The sequence below is a fragment of the Nosocomiicoccus massiliensis genome (assembly GCF_000438455.1).
Classification (GTDB): Bacteria; Bacillota; Bacilli; order Staphylococcales; family Salinicoccaceae; genus Nosocomiicoccus; species Nosocomiicoccus massiliensis.
On sequence record NZ_CAVG010000142.1, the window covers coordinates 1 to 19,908 of the forward strand.

The following is a 19,908-nucleotide window of genomic DNA, read 5'->3' on the forward strand; positions in this document are numbered from 1 at the left end:
CATCGACTTGATTTTCAGAAGGAATTGCTCGTAATGAGTAAGGTACTTCTTCATTTGCGTATACAGTAGTTGGGATTAAATTAAATAAAACAAATACAGAAATTAATAATAATTTAATTCTTTTCATACACTATTCTCCTAAAGAAAAACCCTGAACGTGCATGTTCAGGGTTATAAATTATATACGTTTAAAATTAGTTATTACCTGGTCCGTCATATAGAGTCCATGTAATTGTTGAAGTATGTTCCCCTGCTGAAGCTTGCCCTTGTGGTACCGATAATTTAACTTTTTCATTTGTATCGTTACCTTCACCTTTTAGCCATCTAATAACCCATGTACCTAAACCTTGAGCATTAGAAATACTTTCATTTTCACCACGGCCTGCTGCTTCAACAACTGGAGCACTATCTCCACCTGTTGTTAATACAATATTTTGTTGAACTACTGGTGCTTCTAAGCCTTCTAATGGAGATGCACTTTCACCATTTGAAAATGTGATTGTTGAATCATTTAAAGTATTTTGACCATTTTGTTCAAAGTTAGAAGCTTGTGCACTTACACTCCATCCTTGTCCAGTACCACGGCGGTCTGTAACTTGAATGAATGGTTTCTCTGTAACAGCTTCATACGTTTCGGCTGATACCGGAATCTCATGAGAACCAAAGTCGATATTAGATACAAAGTCTAATGATAATGGTCCTTTATTATTTGTTACATCACCATCTTCAGGAGTTTGTGGTTCTAAAGTTTCAGGGTCTAAAATTTCTGGAGTATCTTCTGGTGCAGTAAAGGTAACTTTCGCCTCAGATTCAGCACTTTGGTGTACTGCCGCAATAATTGGTGACGCTATTAATATCGAAGTTGCTGCGAGTGTTAGGGATGATACTAATAATTTATTTTTCAAGTTTATTCCTACTTTCTTTATCATAATATATTTATAAAATTGATATTACTAATTATACTTTTATGCGAATTAAACGTCAATCTTTTTTAAAATAAAAAATGAGATTAACCTACTATTCGTGAAGTAATCTCATTGATGTAAAAATATATGGAGACGGCGGGAGTCGAACCCGCGTCCAAGGATCTTGCTACACTTCTTTCTACGTGTGTAGTTCTCAATTAAAGTTTCGCATGAACGCCGGAAGAGAACGTTCCACAATTCATGCTAGTCTGATTAAGTTCTTCTAGAAGTCTGCAGACAGAAGACTTCTAGTATATCTTGCTAAAGTTGAATCGTCTCAGTAGGTCACAAGAAAACGTACGAGACGATGTAGCTGAAATTATGCAGCTACGAGATTGTTATTTTTGCCAGTTATTATAACTGAGTATCGTTGATATCGAAGTCGAAACCTCCGACACGCTTAAAGTGCTCAATAACCCCTGTCGAATCCAGAACGTCCCCGTTTATTTGCGTAATGATTATTATATCATTATTCGCTTTTTTATTTCAAGTTACTGGTTTCTCTCTTTTAGCGCACGGTCGATATCTCGTTTCATTTGTTTTTGTTTTAAGTCGTGACGCTTATCGTATTTCTTTTTACCTTTTGCGTATCCAATCAGCACTTTACATACTCCGTTTTTAATGTATAGTCTAAGTGGAATGAGTGCATGACCTGGATTATGCAAGTAACCGATCAGTCGGTCGATCTGTGCTTTATGGAGCAGTAACTTTCGCTGTCTTAACGGGTCGTGGTTAAATCTATTTCCTTCTTCGTAAGGGGCGATGTGCATGTTATAGACGAACATTTCACCTTTAAAATCACGGCAAAATGCGTCTTGTAAACTAACTGACCCTTTACGAATCGATTTGATTTCTGTACCTTTTAATACGATCCCCGCTTCAATCGTATCCTCAATGATATAATCATGACTTGCTTTTCTGTTTTGAGCGAGTACTTTTCCGTGATGTTTCTTCATATCATTTACTTCCTCTTTCTATTTCTTTTCGGCGCACTTTTATAGAATGGCTTTTTGCCTTTCGGTTTTTTCGTTTGGTCTCTCACTTTATCTTTTTTACGACCATTTGAATCGATATATTTCGGCTTTTGTTTGTCTTTTTGTTCTTCTTTTACTTTTTTGCGCGGTGTTATTCCGACGACTGTAAAATCGATTAAACGCTCTGCGATATTGACGTTTTCAACTTCGATTTCTACTTTATCGCCCATTCTAAAGACTTTCCCTGTGCGTTCACCGATTAACGCCATCATACGTTCGTTATAGTTATAATAGTCGTCGCCTAAGTTGTTCATATGAACGAGCCCTTCGACTGTATTCGGTAGTTCAACGAACATCCCGAAGTTCATGACACCTGATATAACTCCTTCAAATCGTTCTCCAATATGTTGCTGCATATATTCTGCTTTTTTGAGGTCGTTCGTATCGCGTTCAGCATCTACTGCTCGGCGTTCACGTTCAGATGAATGCGACGCAATTTCCGGTAACTTTTCTTTAAATTTTTGAATCGTTTCTCTGCTCGTATCTTTTTCGATTAAATACGTACGGATTAGTCGGTGTACCATTAAATCCGGATATCTACGAATCGGCGCTGTATAGTGCGTGTAAAATTCTGTTGATAATCCGAAATGTCCGAGTGATTGATATGAATATTTCGCTTGTTGCATCGAACGTAACATCATCATCGAAATCACTGTATCTTCAGGTGTATCTTTCACCTCATCTAAAATTTCTTGTAAAGCGTTTGGGTGAATTTTATTCCCTTTACCTTTCACGAAAATACCAAAGCTCGTTAACATCTCAAAGAATTGACGAAGTTTATCTTCTTTTGGATCTTCGTGAATGCGGTAAATAAACGGTAAATCAAGCCAGTGAAAGTTTTCAGCGATCGTCTCGTTCGATACGAGCATGAATTCTTCGATTAACTTCTCACCTTTTCCGCGGTTACGTAAAACGATATCTTCAGGCGTGCCGTCACGTTGAACGATAATTTGCGCTTCGTTAAAATCAAAGTCTAACGCTCCACGCTTATCGCGTTTGCGACGTAATATTTTAGCAAGTTCACCCGCATGGATAATCATGTCCGTAATTTCACCATGTGCGACTTTTGTCGCTTCATCGTCTTCTTCTAATATTTTATTGACTGCTGTGTATGTCGTACGTTTGTCTGACTGAATGACACTTTCAAAAATACGATGATTTACGACTGTTCCATTCGTATCGATTTCCATCTGACACGTCATCGCCAGTCGCTCGACACCTTCATTTAACGAGCATATACCGTTTGATAATTTATGCGGCAACATCGGTATCACTCGGTCGACTAAATAGACACTCGTCGCTCGGTTATATGCTTCTTTATCGAGCGGTGTCCCTTCTTTTACGTAGTGTGATACGTCTGCAATACTTACTGTTAACTCGTAGTTTCCGTTACTTAACTTTTCAACAGAAATCGCATCGTCTAAGTCTTTTGCGTCTTCTCCGTCGATTGTAATCGTCATTTGCTTCGTTAAATCGACGCGACCTTTCTTTTCTTCTTCAAGTACGTGGTCTGGAATGTTTTCGACTTGTTCGAGGACGTCATCACTAAAGTCGATATCAATACCGTGACTATATACGATAGATAAAATATCGACACCCGGATCATTTTCATGTCCGAGAATCTTAGTAATATGACCTTCCGGATTATCGGTGTTATTTTTAGGGAATTTCGTAATTTCAACGAGTACTTTATGTCCAGAAACTGCACCTAAATTTTGCCCACTTGGGATAAAAATATCCGTATTATACGTAAGGGAATCCGGTACGACGAATCCGAATCCTTTTGACCCTTCATATTTACCGACGAGCTTTGTCACGTTATGTTCGATAATTTTTACGACGCGACCTTCATGATTCTCACCACGCATCGACTCTTCTACCGTACAGAGTACAGTGTCTCCGTCTAATGCGCCGTTAATTTCATTTGGTGGAATAAATACGTCATCTACTCCTTCTTCTTCCGGGCGTAAAAATGCAAATCCACGCTTATGCATAGATAGCGTACCTTTAACGACTTTTGCCGTTACAACTTTGACGTACTTATTCTTCTTTGTGCGACGTATAATGTCCGACTCTTCAAGAGAGACTAAAGCTTTAATGAGTGCTTTAAAATCTTCTGCGTCGTGAATATCTAGTTCACTTTCAAACGCTTCAGTTGTCATCGGTGTATACGTATCACGATCAATTATTGCTAACACTTCGTCTTTAAAATCTCTCATGAATAAGTCCTCCTATAAATTACGGTTTAAAAACGCGTAATAATCTTCAAATAATTCTTCTTTGTCTTTGTCAATCGTTAAAACGTGACCAGAGTTTTCATAGTATTTTACTACTTTATCGTCACTGCCGACTTCATCGATGATTATTTCAGCACTATTTATATCGATCACATCATCGAGTTTACCTTGAGCGACAAATATCGGTTCTGTCACTTCTCCGAGACGATCTCTCGTACTTCCTATAATCTTCTTAATATCTGTAAAAATCGATGCATCGGTGTAACTTTCTAACTCTCTTTTAATTTGCCCGTCTTCTTTATGTTCAAAACGTTTTTTAAACATCTCAGCGTATATTTTAAAGTTATTAAGTAATTCACTTTCTGTTTTTAGCGTCATCGGTGAACAAATCGTTGCCACCGCTTCAACGTCACGGTCCATCGATAACTTTAACGCAAACACTCCACCAATCGATAGACCAACGACAAATACTTTGTCATATGATTCTTTTAGCTCGTCATACTTATCGATTGCTTGTTTATACCATACATATGGTGACGATTTTAATATATTTTCTGGACTTTCAGTATGCCCTTCATAGTTAAATGCGTAGCTCGGAACTTCGTTCTTCTCTAAAAATCGTCCGAGTTGTCGCACGTCTGACGTATTTCCTGTAAATCCGTGAAGTAAAAGTACCGCATAGTCTTTCGTACCTTCACTGAACGCAAAATTTCCAGGCATTCTTACTTTCATTCGTACCACTCCTTACATCTATTGTACGAGATATATATTAGAAGATAAAGAACGACGAAAACAATAAAACGCCGAGGTGATTAAACACCCCGGCGTGTAGTATTAACTGACATATGTTAATAGAATCATTATTAAAAAGAACATGACAGATAAAACAACTGTCGTTCTGTGTAATATTAAATCCATACCTCTTGCTTTTTGTTTACCAAAGAGCTGTTCTGCACCACCACTTATTGCTCCTGATAGTCCAGCACTCTTACCTGACTGGAGTAAAACGACCGCGATAAGTGAAATGCACACAATGATCAGTAATACGATTAAAGCTGTATACATCGCGTGTTCCCCCTACTTGCTATATCGTTACATATTATATCAGTAAATGATACCGTAATCAACTACATAATTAGCGTAAGTTAAAGAACGCATCCTTACCTTTGTAAATGGCAGTTTCATATAATTCGTCTTCGATTCTTAGTAACTGATTGTATTTCGCAACGCGGTCTGTACGTGACGGTGCACCTGTTTTAATTTGACCTGCGTTTACCGCTACAGCGATGTCTGCAATTGTCGTATCTTCTGTTTCACCTGAACGGTGTGAAATGACTGATGTGTATCCTGCACGCGCTGCCATTTCGATTGCTTCGAATGTTTCAGTTAACGTACCGATTTGGTTTACTTTAATTAAAATAGAGTTACCGACGCCTTCTTCGATACCTTTTTCAAGTTTTTCAGTGTTCGTAACGAATAGGTCATCCCCAACAAGTTGTACTTTAGAGCCTAATTTTTCTGTTAACTCTTTATGGCCGTCCCAGTCGTTTTCATCTAACCCGTCTTCAATTGAAATGATCGGATATTTATCGCATAACTGAATATACCAATCCACAAGTTCTGAAGCTGTGAATGATTTACCTTCACCTTTTAATTCGTACGTTTTTGTTTCTGCATTGTAAAACTCACTAGATGCAACGTCCATCGCAAGTACAATATCTTCACCTGGAGTAAATCCTGCACCTTTAATTGCAGTAATTAACGTTTCAAGTGCTTCTTCGTTTGAGTCTAAGTTCGGTGCAAATCCACCTTCGTCACCAACTGCTGTTTGAAGTCCTTTATCTTGTAACACTTTCTTTAACTCGTGGAATACTTCCGTACCCATTTGTAAAGCTTTTTTAAATGTTTTCGCACCAACTGGCATGATCATAAATTCTTGAATGTCTACGTTGTTGTCTGCATGCTCTCCACCGTTGATGATGTTCATCATCGGCACTGGAAGTTCTGTCGCGTTAAATCCACCTAAGTATTTATATAGTGGTTGGCCTAAGTAGTTTGCTGCAGCATGTGCAGTTGCCATTGACACACCTAAAATTGCGTTCGCACCGAGTTTCGCTTTATTTTTTGTACCATCTAATGCGATGAGTACTTTATCTAATGATACTTGCTCAAGCACTGAAAATTCGCCTTCGATAATTTCTGGTGCGATAATATCGTTTACGTTTTCTACTGCTTGTTGTACACCTTTACCTAAGTAACGGTCATCACCGTCGCGTAATTCAACCGCTTCATGTTCACCTGTTGATGCACCAGACGGAACGATTGCACGTCCAAATGCACCACTTTCAGTTAATACTTCAACCTCAACTGTTGGATTTCCTCTTGAATCTAATACTTCACGCGCATAAATATCAATAATTTTAGGCATGGTTTATCTCCTTTTATTTTATAATTATTTATTGTAATAAAGTTTTACCCGTCATTTCTTTTGGTTGATCTATACCTAATAAATCTAACACTGTCGGTGCTAAATCTGCAAGTCGACCACTCGTTACATTTACACCTTTTTTTGTCACGATGACCGGAACATCGTTTGTCGTATGTGCTGTCATCGGTTCACCGTTTAGTTGTACGACTTCATCTGCGTTACCGTGGTCTGCAGTAATTACTGCAACACCACCTTGAGAGATAATCTCATCGACAATTTCTCCGAGACATTCATCTACTGTTTCAACTGCTTTAATTGTCGGTTCTAACATTCCGCTATGTCCGACCATATCTGGATTTGCGAAGTTTAAAATCATCATGTCTAAGTTGCCTTTTTTAAGACGATTAATCGCTTTATCTTTTACTTCGTACGCACTCATCTCAGGTTTTAAGTCATACGTTGCGACTTTTGGCGAGTTCACGAGAATGCGCTCTTCGTTATTAAATTCTTCGTGACGGCCACCTGACATAAAGTACGTGACGTGTGGATACTTTTCAGTTTCTGCAATACGCAACTGACTCATACCAGCATTTGAAACGACTTCACCGATCGTATTGATTAAATCTTCTTTTTCAAACACGATACTCGCGTCGATGCTATCATCATATTTCGTAAACGTCGTAAATTTTACGTTTTCAAATGGCTCGATTAAAAACTCATCAAAATCTTTTTCAGCAAACACTTTAGATAATTGAACTGCACGGTCTGGTCTAAAGTTATAAAAGATCATCGAATCGTTATCTTTTAAAAATCGTTCTTTTTGTCCGACGATAAACGGCGAAACAAATTCGTCGTAAATCTCAGCCTCATACGCACGCTCTACTCCGGTACGTGCCGTTTTAAATAACGGTCCTGCACCGTAGTGAATCGCGTCGTGTGTCTTTTTTGTACGCTCATAACGACGGTCTCTATCCATCGCATAATATCGTCCTGAAATCGTCTTAAATTCACCGAGACCTATCGCTTCAAACTGTCTTTCTGCTTCATCGATATAAGTGAGAGCAGATTGCTGATCGACGTCACGGCCATCTAAAAATCCGTGTACGTAAACGCGCTTAACGCCTTTTTCTTTTGCGAGTTTTATAATTTCAAACATATGATTGTAATGAGAATGCACGCCACCGTCAGACAGTAACCCCATAATATGGAGCGTACTGTCATTTGTTAACGCGTGGTCAATCGCTTCGTTTAGCGCTTTGTTTTTATAAAACTCTTTTGATTCTATCGATTTATTAATGCGTGTTAAGCTTTGGTATACGATACGGCCTGCGCCGATATTTAAGTGTCCGACTTCGGAATTCCCCATTTGACCTGCTGGAAGTCCGACGTCTTCGCCACATGCGACTAATCGGTTATTGGGATAATCACTCATGTAACGGTCAAAGTTTGGTTTATGCGCTTGTTTTACAGCGTTACCGAACGTTTCTTTTCGGCAACCGAATCCATCTAAAATAATTAAACCGACCGGTTTATGCATTGTGTGCACCTTCTAAAAGCGCGACAAAACTTTCAACTTCAAGTGACGCTCCACCGACGAGTGCGCCGTCAATATGTGGTTCACTCATATACTCTTTAATGTTTTCAGGTTTAACTGATCCACCATACTGAACACGTACCGCTTCACTGACGTCTGTATTAAATATTTTTTCAATCGTTTCACGAACGAGTTGACACATTTTGTTTGCGTCTTCACTCGTCGCACTTTTACCTGTACCAATCGCCCAAATCGGCTCGTACGCAACGACGATTTTTTTAGCGTCTTCAGCATCTATCTCTTTAAAAGCTGCTTTAATTTGCGTCGTAATCTTCTCAATATACGTCTCATTTTCGCGCTCTTCTAACGTTTCACCGCAACATACAATCGGTACGACGTCTTTTTCTAACGCTTTTAACACTTTTTTATTCACAGATTCATCTGTCTCGTTAAACATTTCACGGCGTTCAGAGTGACCGATAATGACGTAGTCCACACCTAAGTCACTTAAACTATCAATCGATACTTCTCCAGTAAACGCACCTTGTTCTTCAAAGTGTCCGTTCTCTGCACCGATTCCGACTTTGTCGTTCGTCGCTTGAACGAGTCTATCGAGATGAATAAACGGTGCACAAATCGCAGCATCGACTCCGCTTGGTAAATCTTTCGTTAATAATTCTTTTAAAAATGCTTCTGCTTCACTAACTGTTTTGTGCATCTTCCAATTTCCTGCAATAAATGGTGTACGCATAACTATCTCCTTACTTATCATTTAATGCTTTGATTCCTGGTAATTCTTTACCTTCTAAAAATTCGAGTGACGCTCCGCCACCTGTAGAAATGTGTGAGAAGTCTTCTTCAAAGCCGAGTTGTTCAGCTGCTGTTGCAGAATCTCCGCCACCGATAATCGTAATCGCGTCTTCTAGTTTCGCGAGTGATTCGCATACTTTAATCGTACCTTGTGCGAAATTAGACATTTCAAACACACCCATCGGTCCATTCCATACGACTGTTTTCGCATCCTTTAAAACTTCTTCAAACAATTCTACTGTTTTTGGACCAACGTCTAATGCCATATCATCTGCTTCAATCTCTGAAGCGTCTCTTACAGCGTGCTCACTGTCGTTACTAAATTCTTTAGCTGCAACGACGTCAACCGGTAATACGAGCTTATCTTTTCCTTTTTCAAGAAGAGATTTTGCGAGGTCAAGTTTATCCTCTTCAACGAGTGACTTTCCAGTGTCATAGCCTTGAGCACGTAAAAACGTGTTCGCCATCCCACCACCGATTAAAATTTTATCTGCTTTTTCAAGTAAGCTTTCAATCACTGTAATTTTATCTGACACCTTTGCGCCACCTAAAATCGCAACGAGCGGACGTTTTGGATTTAATACCGCTTCTCCTAAGAAGTCGATTTCTTTTTCGATTAAAAATCCTGACACAGCAGGTAAATGTTCAGAAATCCCAACGTTTGATGCATGAGATCTATGTGCTGTTCCGAATGCGTCGTTGACAAATACGTCTCCGAGTGACGCCCAATATTTACCGAGCTCTGGATCGTTTTTGCTTTCTTTTTTACCATCTAAATCTTCAAAGCGCGTGTTCTCTACGAGTAACACGTCTCCTTCGTTTAAGTCTTCAATCGAAGATTCTAATTCTTCACCGCGAGTCGCGTTGACAAAGAATACGTCTTTATCTAACAGTTCGCTTAAACGTTTCGCAACTGGTAATAGTGATAACTCTTCTAAGTCTTCTTCTGTCTTTACACGTCCTAAATGTGAGAATAAGACGACTTTACCACCTGCGTCTATTATGTATTGTATCGTCGGTAGTGCTGCTTTAATACGCTTGTCGTTCGTAATTTCACCGTCTTGTAACGGTACGTTAAAATCTGCACGTACGAGTACTGTCTTCCCTTTAAGTTCTACATCCTTAATTGTCTGTTTCATTGAGATCCTCCAAATAAAAATATACACTCTCTTAATTATATCGTTATTTACATATATTTTAAATGATTAAGGGATGAATCACTATTTCGCCTCTTCAATATATTCATGAATCGTAAAAAAGTCGATAATCCCCTCTTGTACGACTTTTTCCTCGTGCATCACAACTGGCACACGAATTAAAAATCGTTCATGTAACGTGTCGTCTGACGTAATATCGACTTCACTCACTTCAACGTCTTTAAATGATTCTAACGCAATATTTAACTGGAGCTTCGCATCTTCACATAACTTACAGTTTGGTGATGTATATAATACGAGTTTCATCGGTTTGAGACCTTTCTTTTTATAATGGTAAATAGTTCATACATCATTTCAGTTATGATGATTCCCATCGCAATTGATAATGCGATAAGTGCCGCTTGAAATCCTGAATCTAGCGCAGCTAAATTATCATTTTCTACGACTGCACGTACTGATTCGTACGCTTTACCTCCAGGAACTAACGGTATTAGTCCGCACGTTACAAATACGATGAGTGGTGCTTGAAGTCGTTTCGTAAAAAATATCGCTGTGCTCGTCATCGTAATTGCCGCAACGAAGTTTGAAATGAGTGGTTCAATACCAATCGTCTGACTTAAAAAGTAATACATCACCCATCCGAGTGCTCCTGTGAGTCCACTCGCAACGAGGTGACGCCTCGGTATGTTAAACATGATCCCGAAACTAAATGATGCAAAGAAACTTAAAATAAATTGTGCGAGAAACACCATACTCATTTCACCTCCTATAATATGAGAAACACCGTTCCAACACCGGCACCGATCGCAATCGCAGTAAGTCCCGCTTCAACGCCTTTCATCGTCCCTGCTAAAAAGTGTCCGCGTATTAATTCACGAAGTGCATTCGTAATTGGCACCCCCGGGACGAGTGGCATCACTGACGCGATAATAATCGTATCGATATTCACTCCGAAACTATAACGCACGTAAACAACCGCAAATAAGGCGATTAAAAACGCAGCAAGTATTTCTGTGAAAAACTTAATTTTTGTATAACGCTGAATCCATTCAGTGACTAATACACCTAAAGCACCTGCAAATAACGTTATCGGTAAGTCTTTAATCGATCCGTTAAACATAAATAAAAACATAGACGCAGCAACCCCACCGAATAAGACGACCATCCATAATGGGAATGTTCGTGAAGCGCTAATATCATCGAGCGCACTTTTCGCTTGTTGAATCGTCATCCCATTTGTAATTATTTGTCGTGATAATTCGTTTATATTGACGACTTTTTCTAAATTATTGTTACGTGTTAAAATTCGGATTTGTTGAGATAATCCGTAGTCGTTCATCGACAATATAATCACAGTCGTCGCGACGAATACTTGAACGTTTTCAACCCCGTAATGTTTTGCAATACGCTCCATCGTGTCTTCGACGCGGTACGTCTCTGCACCATTTTCAAGTAACATTTTCCCTGCGTTTAACGTCACAAAGAACACGTCACGCACGTACCTTAAACTGAGACTACTATCGGGGCGTTCGACTTCTTCTAATACGTCTAACATCGTGTCACCTCTTTTATATAAAAATAAAGCGTGAATCCACGCTTTATTGTAATTCTAGATTTTCTAAATACTTAGATTGTATGTCATAAAAACTTTCTGTATTTGGGATAAAGTACCATAACCCGTCTTCTAAAACGACGTCTTCGCCTTCGAGTTGATACTTTTCAATATTGTTTTTCGCTCCGTAATAACGAAGTGCCATTAAACTAATTTCTCTAGAAGATAAATCTGTTTTAACGTTATCTCCTAACGTATCAAACACTGTGTTCATGTGAAGTAGACCGCTCGGACTTAACATTTTAGTTGCGAGTGACTCTAAGACGAGTTGTTGACGTTCTTGACGGCCATTATCGCCACCAGATCCTTCCTCGTATCTGCTTCGAATAAATTTAAGCGCCGTATCTCCGTCCATATGATACGTCTCACCTTCAACGAACTCGATTCCTTTTACAGTAAACGTGCCGTTACTTTTTACTTTAACGCCTCCGACACTATCAATTAACAGCTTGACGCTATCCATATTCATTGCGACGTAATGATCAACTGGTGCACCCATAAAGTTTTCTACTGTGTCAACTGCCATATCTGGCCCACCATACGCATACGCATGGTTGATTTTTTCAACTGTACCGTAACCGACGATTTCTGTTCGAGTGTCTCTAGGGATACTGACCATCATCGTCGTCTTTTTCTTCGGATTAATTGAAAGTAGCATAATCGCGTCACTACGTTCTCCGCCAGCTAGACCGCGTTCACTGTCTGAGTCCACTCCAAAAATGACAACTGAAATCGGATTTCCAGACAAATGACTGACTGGACCATTACGATACGATGACGTTTCACGGTTTAAAGGTGCGTGTATATCATCGCTCAAACTAAATAACTTATATATAAAAAACACTGCAAAAATTATAAGTAATGCGAGTAAGATCAGTATAATTCGTTTTAAAGTTTTACGTTTCTTCTTAGGTTTTGGTGGTTTATGATCTCCGACATTCGGAGTTTGTCGTTCGTCGTTTTTAAGACGATCGACCCTACTAAATTCTGACATAATGGTGCCTCTTTCTATAAAAATCATCATTATTATAACATGATTTTTAACGTGCTTATACTAAAGTGGTGCTATCTCGCACCACCACCGCCACCTCCGCCGGCACCCATGCCGCCGCCCATTCCAGTAGATCCACCTAAACCACTAGATGCTTGAGAACTGCTAAATCCACCACTTGATAGTCCTGTATTTATATAGTTTGTCGTATTATTAAAGAGATAGAAGTAATTTGGGTAAAAATAATTCTCCTCAGATTTATTTAAATGATATTTTTTAAATCTTGATTCAATTTCATCTGTTACTCCAAGTAAATAAATATAAATGAGTTCTTCTGTCTGAATTTCATCATTTTTAACACGTTCTAACCATGTATTCTCATCTTCATTTTGTAAGTAATTACTATACTTAACGAAGTGTTCAATTAAATCATGTCCTTTAGGTGTTGGTACTATAATTTCAAAAGGTACAAATGCTGCTGTTTCTTTTTCAATATTAATATATTCATTTTTCTTTAAATATTCTTTTGAGTACTTATCGAGATAAGCCGCAACTTTAGAAACATCTGTTGCGTTCTTTTTAAACCACTTTTCTAGATTCTTTTTCGTGATTACTTTATGATCATCCATCGCATTTAAAAACATCATCCATAGTAATAACTCATAATCTCCGTTATATGTTTCGTTTTCAATTTGTTTTAATGCTTCTTCAAAATATTTACCGTACTCCTCATTCACTGTCTCATAATCTTTTACAATAATTGAGGTATTTCTTTTATTTAATTTTTTGGAGTCATCTTCAAATTCAATTTCAATACGATTTTCTCTATGCCATTTTATTAAATATGCAGATATAAATTGTTCAAAATAAGCATAGTCTAAGCGATTAAGTAAATAGGCGTATCCTGCATAATCGTTCATAACGGCTGGTGGGGTTTTTGTCGATGAATTTTTTAAGTCATTTTTAATTGCATACCCTGATTTAATATGGCCACGTGCCTTTTTCTTACGATTTGCGATCCATAATCCAAAAATAGTCCATAGCCCAACGATACTTCCAAACGTAATCGCTAATCCTGAGAAAATTTTAGCTGTAAGACTCATCTTCGGTCCAAGAGTTTCATTACTATTTAAATAATCCTCACTATAGTTTGAATTATGTAATGCCATATTTCTTTCTTCTTCTAACGTTTTGTCTTTATTTACATTTGTATTAAATATATTTGAATCAAATTGTAATAGTATCGTTGCATAGTTACTACCATCCATAGCTTCACTAGATTTCCAAACAATATTTCCATCTTTTAAATGCATATTTCCAACAATACCAAATCCATAAAATCGAACATTATCTTTAGTAAAAGGTTCGTATGATGAGATAGTCATCGTCATTTCATCAGTCGGTAGTTCTGTAAATGTATTGAAATCCCAGTAAATGGACTGGCCATCTTTTAAATTTTTTACCATGTTAGTTAATGTATAGTGAACGGTATAATTCTTATCTCCATACTCTCCAATCCCCCACACTAAATCAAAGCCATCATCAGTATTTAAAATACTATATTTACCGGCTTTTTCCTCGCGATTCCAGTCAGAATCCCATTCTTTTACTTCTTTAAATCCGTCTACAGAAAAGTGGGTTAATTTAGCTCCTTGCATATCGTCTTCATTAAACACGATATAATTTTCTGTACCTTCGTCCATATTTTGGTGACGCGTTTCTGTGACTTCAACTGAACCGTCTTTTTTAATATTTAAGTGAATATCGATCGACTGGATTTCATTCGCATTCGCCACGTTAAACGTTACGAGCATTAACATTAAAACTAATATAATTCCTTTTATATATCGTATTTTAATCGCCTACTCTCTTTTATTATGTTTAATTGTAACAAAAAAAGAAGGCGTTTCGCCTTCTTTAACGATTATTTCGGTCATAATATCTGTGACTTTCTTTAGTTTCGCGGTCATAAATGACGGACTGAATATTACCGAACTCATTCGGTGAACTAATTTTTCTAATCGGTGAATCGAGTTCATCGATATTACCGAGCAATTCAAATTGTGCAAAATCTTCGTAATAAATTTGATCGTTAGATTTAAATAATCGACCTTGGTTAATTGCAGACTTTAATGTCATATCGCTATTAAAGTACTGAATGATAATTTGTGATATGACCGTCGGTATCATATTTCCACCTGGTGTACCGATACCGATATACCCATCATCATTCACAATAATTGTAGGGCTCGTATATGACCTTGGTGTTTTGTTTGGTTCACCGAAGTTTGGACTCATCGGATCTTTTGAAAAATTGTCTAAAGAGTTATTTAAGTAAAATCCTAAACTACTATATTTACCTGAACCAAAATATCTATTTAACGTATTCGTTGCACTAATCATACGTCCTTCTTTGTCGACGACGACAAAGTGTGTGGTGTTGTTATTAATATTTTCTTCATACTCGACGTTCTCGATATCGTTTAATTGATTCAGTTCATTTTCAATATAATATCTGTCTAAATATTGCTTTCTGTCACCGTCCATATCGCTCACGATATCTCGGTTGATCATCATTATATCTCTCGCGTCACTTACAGATTGTATGAAGTTATAAGACGCACCATCTTGTTCACGTAGTATTTCATCGATTGCTAACGCTTGTAACGTAAACACTCCACCGAGCGGGCTACTCGGCGTGTATACTGTAGATCCTTGGTAGTCCATACTTAATACGTCGCCTTTAGTCGCAGTATAATTCGTGAAGTCTTCGACATTAAAACGTTCAAACTCATCAGCCATACTCTCACCGAGCATTTCATAAAATGCATCGACACCATATGCTTGGATGTATTGTAAAGTGTCTGCAAGTTCCGGTTGAGTGATTTTTTCACCGCTAGCTACTGGCTCACCGTCTTTATAAAACGGACTGTCTAAGTCATTATATTCTTTATATAACGCGAGGTTTTGTGCAAATCTTGCATCGATTGTAATTCCGTCTTCAGCTAAAGGTATGACATAATCTAAAATTTCTTCCATTTCCATACTGCCGTACTCTTTTTGTAAGTAGTCCATTCCTCTAACGAGTCCAGGAATTCCGATTAAATCACCTTGCTCATATACGCTTGATGATATACTCTGATATTTGATTTCATCGGGTGCTTCCATTTGACCATCGTAATATAATAACGCTCCACCTCCGCCAAGTCCCGAAGCATACGGCTCGACGATAGCTAACGCAAACGCAACACCTATCGCAGCATCTGCAGCGTTCCCACCGTCTGCGATTATTTTTTGACCGACTTCGCTTGCTCGGTAGTCACTTGACGTTACGGAGTATGATTCATTCTTTTCATTTTTAAAACTGTCCTTTTCTAAAGAAATCATATCTCGATTATTTTTCACCATATATATTGCGACTGATGTCAGTAACAATAATATTAATGCAATTAAAGGAAAATGTTTTTTCATTATAATAACCGCCACTTATTTAGTATAGTATTCGATAATTTTTCGTTCAGATTCACTTAACCGTTCATCATTTTGCTTAACAAACATCGCAATATACATTGAACAGACAACGACGATAAGTAAAATCCAAATGAGTACCTTTTTACTGTTCAAAATAAAACTCCCCATCCTTATATGAAGTGTGTGTCGGCATTTGTTGGAATAATGTTTTTTGCTCAAAGAAATTTAAATTGTTTTTAGTTAATGTGCCGTGTTTATATTGTACAGGTGTGACTTTAAATTGATCGTTCTCTATATCATGTTGAACGACGATACTCTTTTTATAGTTTGAAATATAATCGTTTGACACTAAGTTTCCTAAACTATAAAAAATAACTGTGTCGTTATATTTTTCAATTTCTTGAACGACGCTATTATTACCGATAATAATATCGACGCCGGCGTCAGATAATGCGTGTGCAAGTTCTCTTTGTCTTGTAGTCACTTCACGTTCGTTTGGAATCCCCCAAGTGACACTCACTATGATTAAGTCACTATCACTATTTAACTGCTTAATTCTCGGTAAAAAGAAACTCGGTTCTAATTCATGGTTAATTTGTGGTATTTCACTAGATATGAATTTTGAACTCTTATCTACAAACGATAAGAACGATATTTTCTTTTCTCCAACATTATGTTCAACGACGTCTTCAAGACTTGGATTTTCTAATGATAGTCCGATATTTCTTTCGACATCGACGAGGTCAACGTATGGTACATTTTTGTTAAAAAATGTTAAATCCGTAAAGTAATTGTCTTGTATCTCATTAATTTGCTCATTCTTATTCTTTACTCGTTTGTCTAACACGACATTTGTAAATGATAATTCATTTTCTAATAAGGGACCCTGTAAACTTGTTAGAAAGTGCTCGGACTCAAATATGTCGTTATATTCTTGTAAATATAAATTCCCCGTGTAGAAAATAGTCGGACTGTTTTCTGTTTCAAAACTCTCTACTTCGATTGGTGTATATGTTCTATTCACAAAGTATATACTTATAATGCTAATGACTAGCATTACTAGTACAATTACTAAGTTAGAACGTTTATTATGTTTGATATATTTTAATATTTTTTCTTGAAGTGTTAGTTTTTTCATTATTAAATCACCTAACTATAGTAATACAACGTAGTTATACACATTTAATAGAGCATACGTTAAAAATGTAACGAATAGCGATGATGATAACGTAATGACTACACCTTGTCTTTGGATTGTATTTGCGATTATACCAGGGATGACCATACCTATCCCTGTAATTTCAATCATGTCATAGGGTATCGGTGCATATGGAAACGACGCATCAAATATAAATTTTAAGACCATTGCTGTTAAAATCATCGCTGAGAATTTTCTTCTACCATACAAAATAATGATCTTACTGAGTACTTTGTCGACAATGATATATGTCAAACAACTAATAATTAGAATCGAAAATAACATGACTGGTTGGTCAAATATTAGTGCGAGGTATCCTGGAACGACTAGCCCTGCCGGGCTTATACCAAACCTTTCAGCAAACAGTAAACTTAATAGTACCCCTGTAAACAGTGAAAAATAGAGTTCTGTACCAATCATTCTTTTAAATCCTCCATATACTGAATAATTGTTTTACCTGGTCCGTGAATGTTACCGACACAAAATAGTAGGACGTTTCTTGATATGTTTAATATCTCGTTTAATACGTCTTCATTGCTTTTACCTTCTAAATTAATATATGTCTCATTTCTATGTTTCATAAAATCGGTCACCATCTGTGTGGATTTCCCTGTACAAATGAGCGCATCAAACTGCACATTCGGTAAAAAGTCTTCAACGAATTGTCTCGTCCGGTCCACTCTGTCCGATCTGCAATTCAGTAATAAAACTTTCGACTCATACTCATATCCGGATTCTTCAATTTTCTTTAATATTGCTTTAGACGATGTCGGTTCATTCGCTGCAAATGCATTTACAAATATATTATTCGTCCCATTTGACACATATGACACAATATCAACTGCTCCAGAGTCTGGTGGTGCCTTTAACATCCCTCTAAAAGCAATATCGTCATCAATTCCGATCACTCTAGAAATACCGAGTGCAATCGCAACGTTTTCAGCGAATATTAAATACGGAAACTCCTTTAAATATTCCTCAGAAACTTCTGACGGATCAGCAATAATGATTTCAGTATTCCTTTTTTTAGCTTCTTTTTTAAACAATTCTTCATAATGACCTTTCAGCACGACTAAATGACCGTTATTTGGAATCGTTGCGACAAATGACTCTGCAACCTCATCTAACGTCGGTCCTAATACATCCATATGGTCCTCCATAACGTTCACAATCGCACCGACATTTGCTTTTAACAAGTCTTGCTGAAATACTTTCTGATAATCCGGATTCACTGCCATACACTCATTCACAATCGCTTTTGCACCAGATTTCACGGTTTTACTAATAATCTCTCTTTGTTCACCAATATTCGCACCTTGAGGTTTACGTATAATCGGAACCTCCTCATTTTGATACCAATATAATAACCGTGCGTCTGTACCTGTCGTTTTACCAACAACCTTATAACCTGCTTCTCTTAAAATACTATATGTCAAACGCGTAATCGTAGACTTCCCTCTTACACCGTTAATATTAATTCTAAGAGGTACTTTTTTTAACCGTCTATTATGTAAATATTTATCTAACATACCGAGTACTAAAAAAATAATAGTTAACCCAATAATTAAATACAAAAAAATCACCTCTAGCTGTTATCCCCTAATTCTAGCATTCAAAGGTAAAGATAACGTAAATCTAATGTAAAGTTCGAAGAACAATATTCAATTAAAAAAAACGCCCCCGAGAGGAATCGAACCCCCAGTATGAGAACCGGAATCTCATGTGTTATCCATTACACCACGAGGGCAACAATTGTATTATAACATAGACAAGTATATCTTTTGACCTTGTTTGACTAATATGTTTTAATAAAATTACGATATGTATATACAGGAGGATTTTTTATGAACTTAATACCTACAGTAATTGAATCAACAAACCGCGGTGAACGTGCGTATGATATTTACTCTCGTTTATTAAAGGATAGAATTATTATGATCGGTAGTGCGATTGATGATAATGTCGCGAACTCTGTTGTGAGTCAGTTACTATTCTTACAAGCACAAGATGCTGAGAAGGATATTTACTTATATATTAACTCGCCAGGTGGTAGTGTAACTGCTGGTATGGCAATTTACGATACGATTCAACATATTAAGCCAGACGTACAGACAATTTGTATGGGCATGGCAGCGTCTATGGGTTCTTTCTTGCTTGCTGCTGGTACTAAAGGTAAACGTTTTGCGTTACCTAATGCTGAAGTAATGATTCACCAACCATTAGGTGGTGCTCAAGGTCAAGCGACTGAGATTGAAATTGCTGCACGTCATATTTTAAATACACGTGAAAAGCTTAATAAAATTTTAGCTGAACGTACAGGTCAACCACTTGAACAAATTGAAAAAGACACAGATCGCGATAACTACTTAACAGCTGAAGAAGCTAAAGAGTATGGTTTAATCGATGATGTATTACAACCAGAAAAAGTTAAATAAGTATAAGGTAAAAGGGATTCAACTTTCGTTGAATCC

Annotated in this window: 20 protein-coding genes, 1 tRNA gene and 1 other RNA gene; 1 reads left to right on the top strand and 21 read right to left on the bottom strand. The window is 37.4% G+C overall.

Going from position 1 to position 19,908, the window contains the following annotated elements:
* Positions 1 to 194: 194 nt before the first annotated feature.
* From TJ68_RS06875 to TJ68_RS06965, 21 genes are all read right to left on the bottom strand, one after another.
* Positions 195 to 905 (bottom strand): WxL domain-containing protein, encoded by a 711-nt coding sequence (locus TJ68_RS06875; RefSeq protein WP_052327371.1) that lies wholly within the window; start codon positions 903 to 905, stop codon positions 195 to 197.
* A 145-nt stretch (positions 906 to 1,050) separates the two neighbouring features.
* Positions 1,051 to 1,406, bottom strand: a transfer-messenger RNA (tmRNA) gene (ssrA, locus tag TJ68_RS08300).
* A gap of 50 nt (positions 1,407 to 1,456) precedes the next feature.
* Entirely contained in the window at positions 1,457 to 1,921 is a 465-nt protein-coding gene (gene smpB / locus TJ68_RS06880; protein ID WP_040929430.1) for an SsrA-binding protein SmpB, read from the bottom strand.
* A 5-nt stretch (positions 1,922 to 1,926) separates the two neighbouring features.
* A complete protein-coding gene (gene rnr, locus TJ68_RS06885; protein WP_040929431.1) occupies positions 1,927 to 4,218 on the bottom strand; it encodes a ribonuclease R in 2,292 nt (763 codons plus the stop codon).
* 12 nt (positions 4,219 to 4,230) lie between these two features.
* On the bottom strand, positions 4,231 to 4,968 hold the full coding sequence (locus TJ68_RS06890; protein ID WP_040929432.1) for an alpha/beta hydrolase: 738 nt from the start codon (positions 4,966 to 4,968) through the stop codon (positions 4,231 to 4,233).
* A gap of 102 nt (positions 4,969 to 5,070) precedes the next feature.
* The gene (gene secG, locus TJ68_RS06895; RefSeq protein ID WP_040929433.1) at positions 5,071 to 5,301 is read right to left on the bottom strand and encodes a preprotein translocase subunit SecG; all 231 of its coding nucleotides are present in this window, start codon (positions 5,299 to 5,301) and stop codon (positions 5,071 to 5,073) included.
* 70 nt (positions 5,302 to 5,371) lie between these two features.
* Positions 5,372 to 6,664, bottom strand: a complete 1,293-nt coding sequence (eno, locus tag TJ68_RS06900) for a phosphopyruvate hydratase (RefSeq protein WP_040929434.1) — start codon at positions 6,662 to 6,664, stop codon at positions 5,372 to 5,374.
* Between the two features lie 28 nt (positions 6,665 to 6,692).
* Positions 6,693 to 8,201, bottom strand: a complete 1,509-nt coding sequence (gene gpmI / locus TJ68_RS06905) for a 2,3-bisphosphoglycerate-independent phosphoglycerate mutase (RefSeq protein ID WP_040929435.1) — start codon at positions 8,199 to 8,201, stop codon at positions 6,693 to 6,695.
* Positions 8,194 to 8,949, bottom strand: coding sequence for a triose-phosphate isomerase (gene tpiA / locus TJ68_RS06910; RefSeq protein ID WP_040929436.1), 756 nt, complete (start codon positions 8,947 to 8,949; stop codon positions 8,194 to 8,196). Before tpiA ends, gpmI begins: the two co-directional genes overlap by 8 nt.
* A 10-nt stretch (positions 8,950 to 8,959) precedes the next feature.
* Complete coding sequence (locus tag TJ68_RS06915) at positions 8,960 to 10,147, bottom strand: phosphoglycerate kinase (protein WP_040929437.1); 1,188 nt, start codon at positions 10,145 to 10,147, stop codon at positions 8,960 to 8,962.
* A gap of 81 nt (positions 10,148 to 10,228) precedes the next feature.
* On the bottom strand, positions 10,229 to 10,471 hold the full coding sequence (locus TJ68_RS06920) for a glutaredoxin family protein (RefSeq protein ID WP_040929438.1): 243 nt from the start codon (positions 10,469 to 10,471) through the stop codon (positions 10,229 to 10,231).
* Complete coding sequence (locus TJ68_RS06925) at positions 10,468 to 10,923, bottom strand: threonine/serine exporter family protein (protein WP_052327372.1); 456 nt, start codon at positions 10,921 to 10,923, stop codon at positions 10,468 to 10,470. Before TJ68_RS06925 ends, TJ68_RS06920 begins: the two co-directional genes overlap by 4 nt.
* A gap of 8 nt (positions 10,924 to 10,931) precedes the next feature.
* Entirely contained in the window at positions 10,932 to 11,720 is a 789-nt protein-coding gene (locus TJ68_RS06930) for a threonine/serine exporter family protein (protein WP_052327373.1), read from the bottom strand.
* A 43-nt stretch (positions 11,721 to 11,763) separates the two neighbouring features.
* On the bottom strand, positions 11,764 to 12,771 hold the full coding sequence (locus TJ68_RS06935; protein ID WP_081643692.1) for an LCP family protein: 1,008 nt from the start codon (positions 12,769 to 12,771) through the stop codon (positions 11,764 to 11,766).
* A gap of 71 nt (positions 12,772 to 12,842) precedes the next feature.
* Positions 12,843 to 14,588 (bottom strand): DUF2207 domain-containing protein, encoded by a 1,746-nt coding sequence (locus tag TJ68_RS06940; protein ID WP_040929439.1) that lies wholly within the window; start codon positions 14,586 to 14,588, stop codon positions 12,843 to 12,845.
* 97 nt (positions 14,589 to 14,685) lie between these two features.
* Entirely contained in the window at positions 14,686 to 16,239 is a 1,554-nt protein-coding gene (locus TJ68_RS06945) for a gamma-glutamyltransferase (protein ID WP_040929440.1), read from the bottom strand.
* Positions 16,240 to 16,254: 15 nt separating this feature from the next.
* Positions 16,255 to 16,392 carry a hypothetical protein gene (locus tag TJ68_RS08435; RefSeq protein ID WP_155974678.1) on the bottom strand — a complete coding sequence of 46 codons (138 nt, stop codon included), beginning with the start codon at positions 16,390 to 16,392 and terminating at the stop codon, positions 16,255 to 16,257.
* Complete coding sequence (locus TJ68_RS08200) at positions 16,382 to 17,377, bottom strand: CapA family protein (protein ID WP_052327374.1); 996 nt, start codon at positions 17,375 to 17,377, stop codon at positions 16,382 to 16,384. The genes TJ68_RS08435 and TJ68_RS08200 overlap by 11 nt, the downstream gene beginning before the upstream one ends.
* Positions 17,378 to 17,392: 15 nt before the next feature.
* Entirely contained in the window at positions 17,393 to 17,857 is a 465-nt protein-coding gene (gene pgsC, locus TJ68_RS06955; RefSeq protein ID WP_040929441.1) for a poly-gamma-glutamate biosynthesis protein PgsC, read from the bottom strand.
* Positions 17,854 to 19,011: a poly-gamma-glutamate synthase PgsB gene (gene pgsB / locus TJ68_RS06960; RefSeq protein ID WP_040929442.1), complete on the bottom strand. Its 1,158-nt coding sequence runs from the start codon at positions 19,009 to 19,011 to the stop codon at positions 17,854 to 17,856. Before pgsB ends, pgsC begins: the two co-directional genes overlap by 4 nt.
* Positions 19,012 to 19,112: 101 nt before the next feature.
* Positions 19,113 to 19,184 (bottom strand) — tRNA-Arg (locus tag TJ68_RS06965).
* 97 nt (positions 19,185 to 19,281) lie between these two features.
* Here TJ68_RS06965 and clpP point away from each other — a divergent pair.
* The gene (clpP, locus tag TJ68_RS06970; RefSeq protein ID WP_040929443.1) at positions 19,282 to 19,872 is read left to right on the top strand and encodes an ATP-dependent Clp endopeptidase proteolytic subunit ClpP; all 591 of its coding nucleotides are present in this window, start codon (positions 19,282 to 19,284) and stop codon (positions 19,870 to 19,872) included.
* Positions 19,873 to 19,908: the final 36 nt, after the last annotated feature.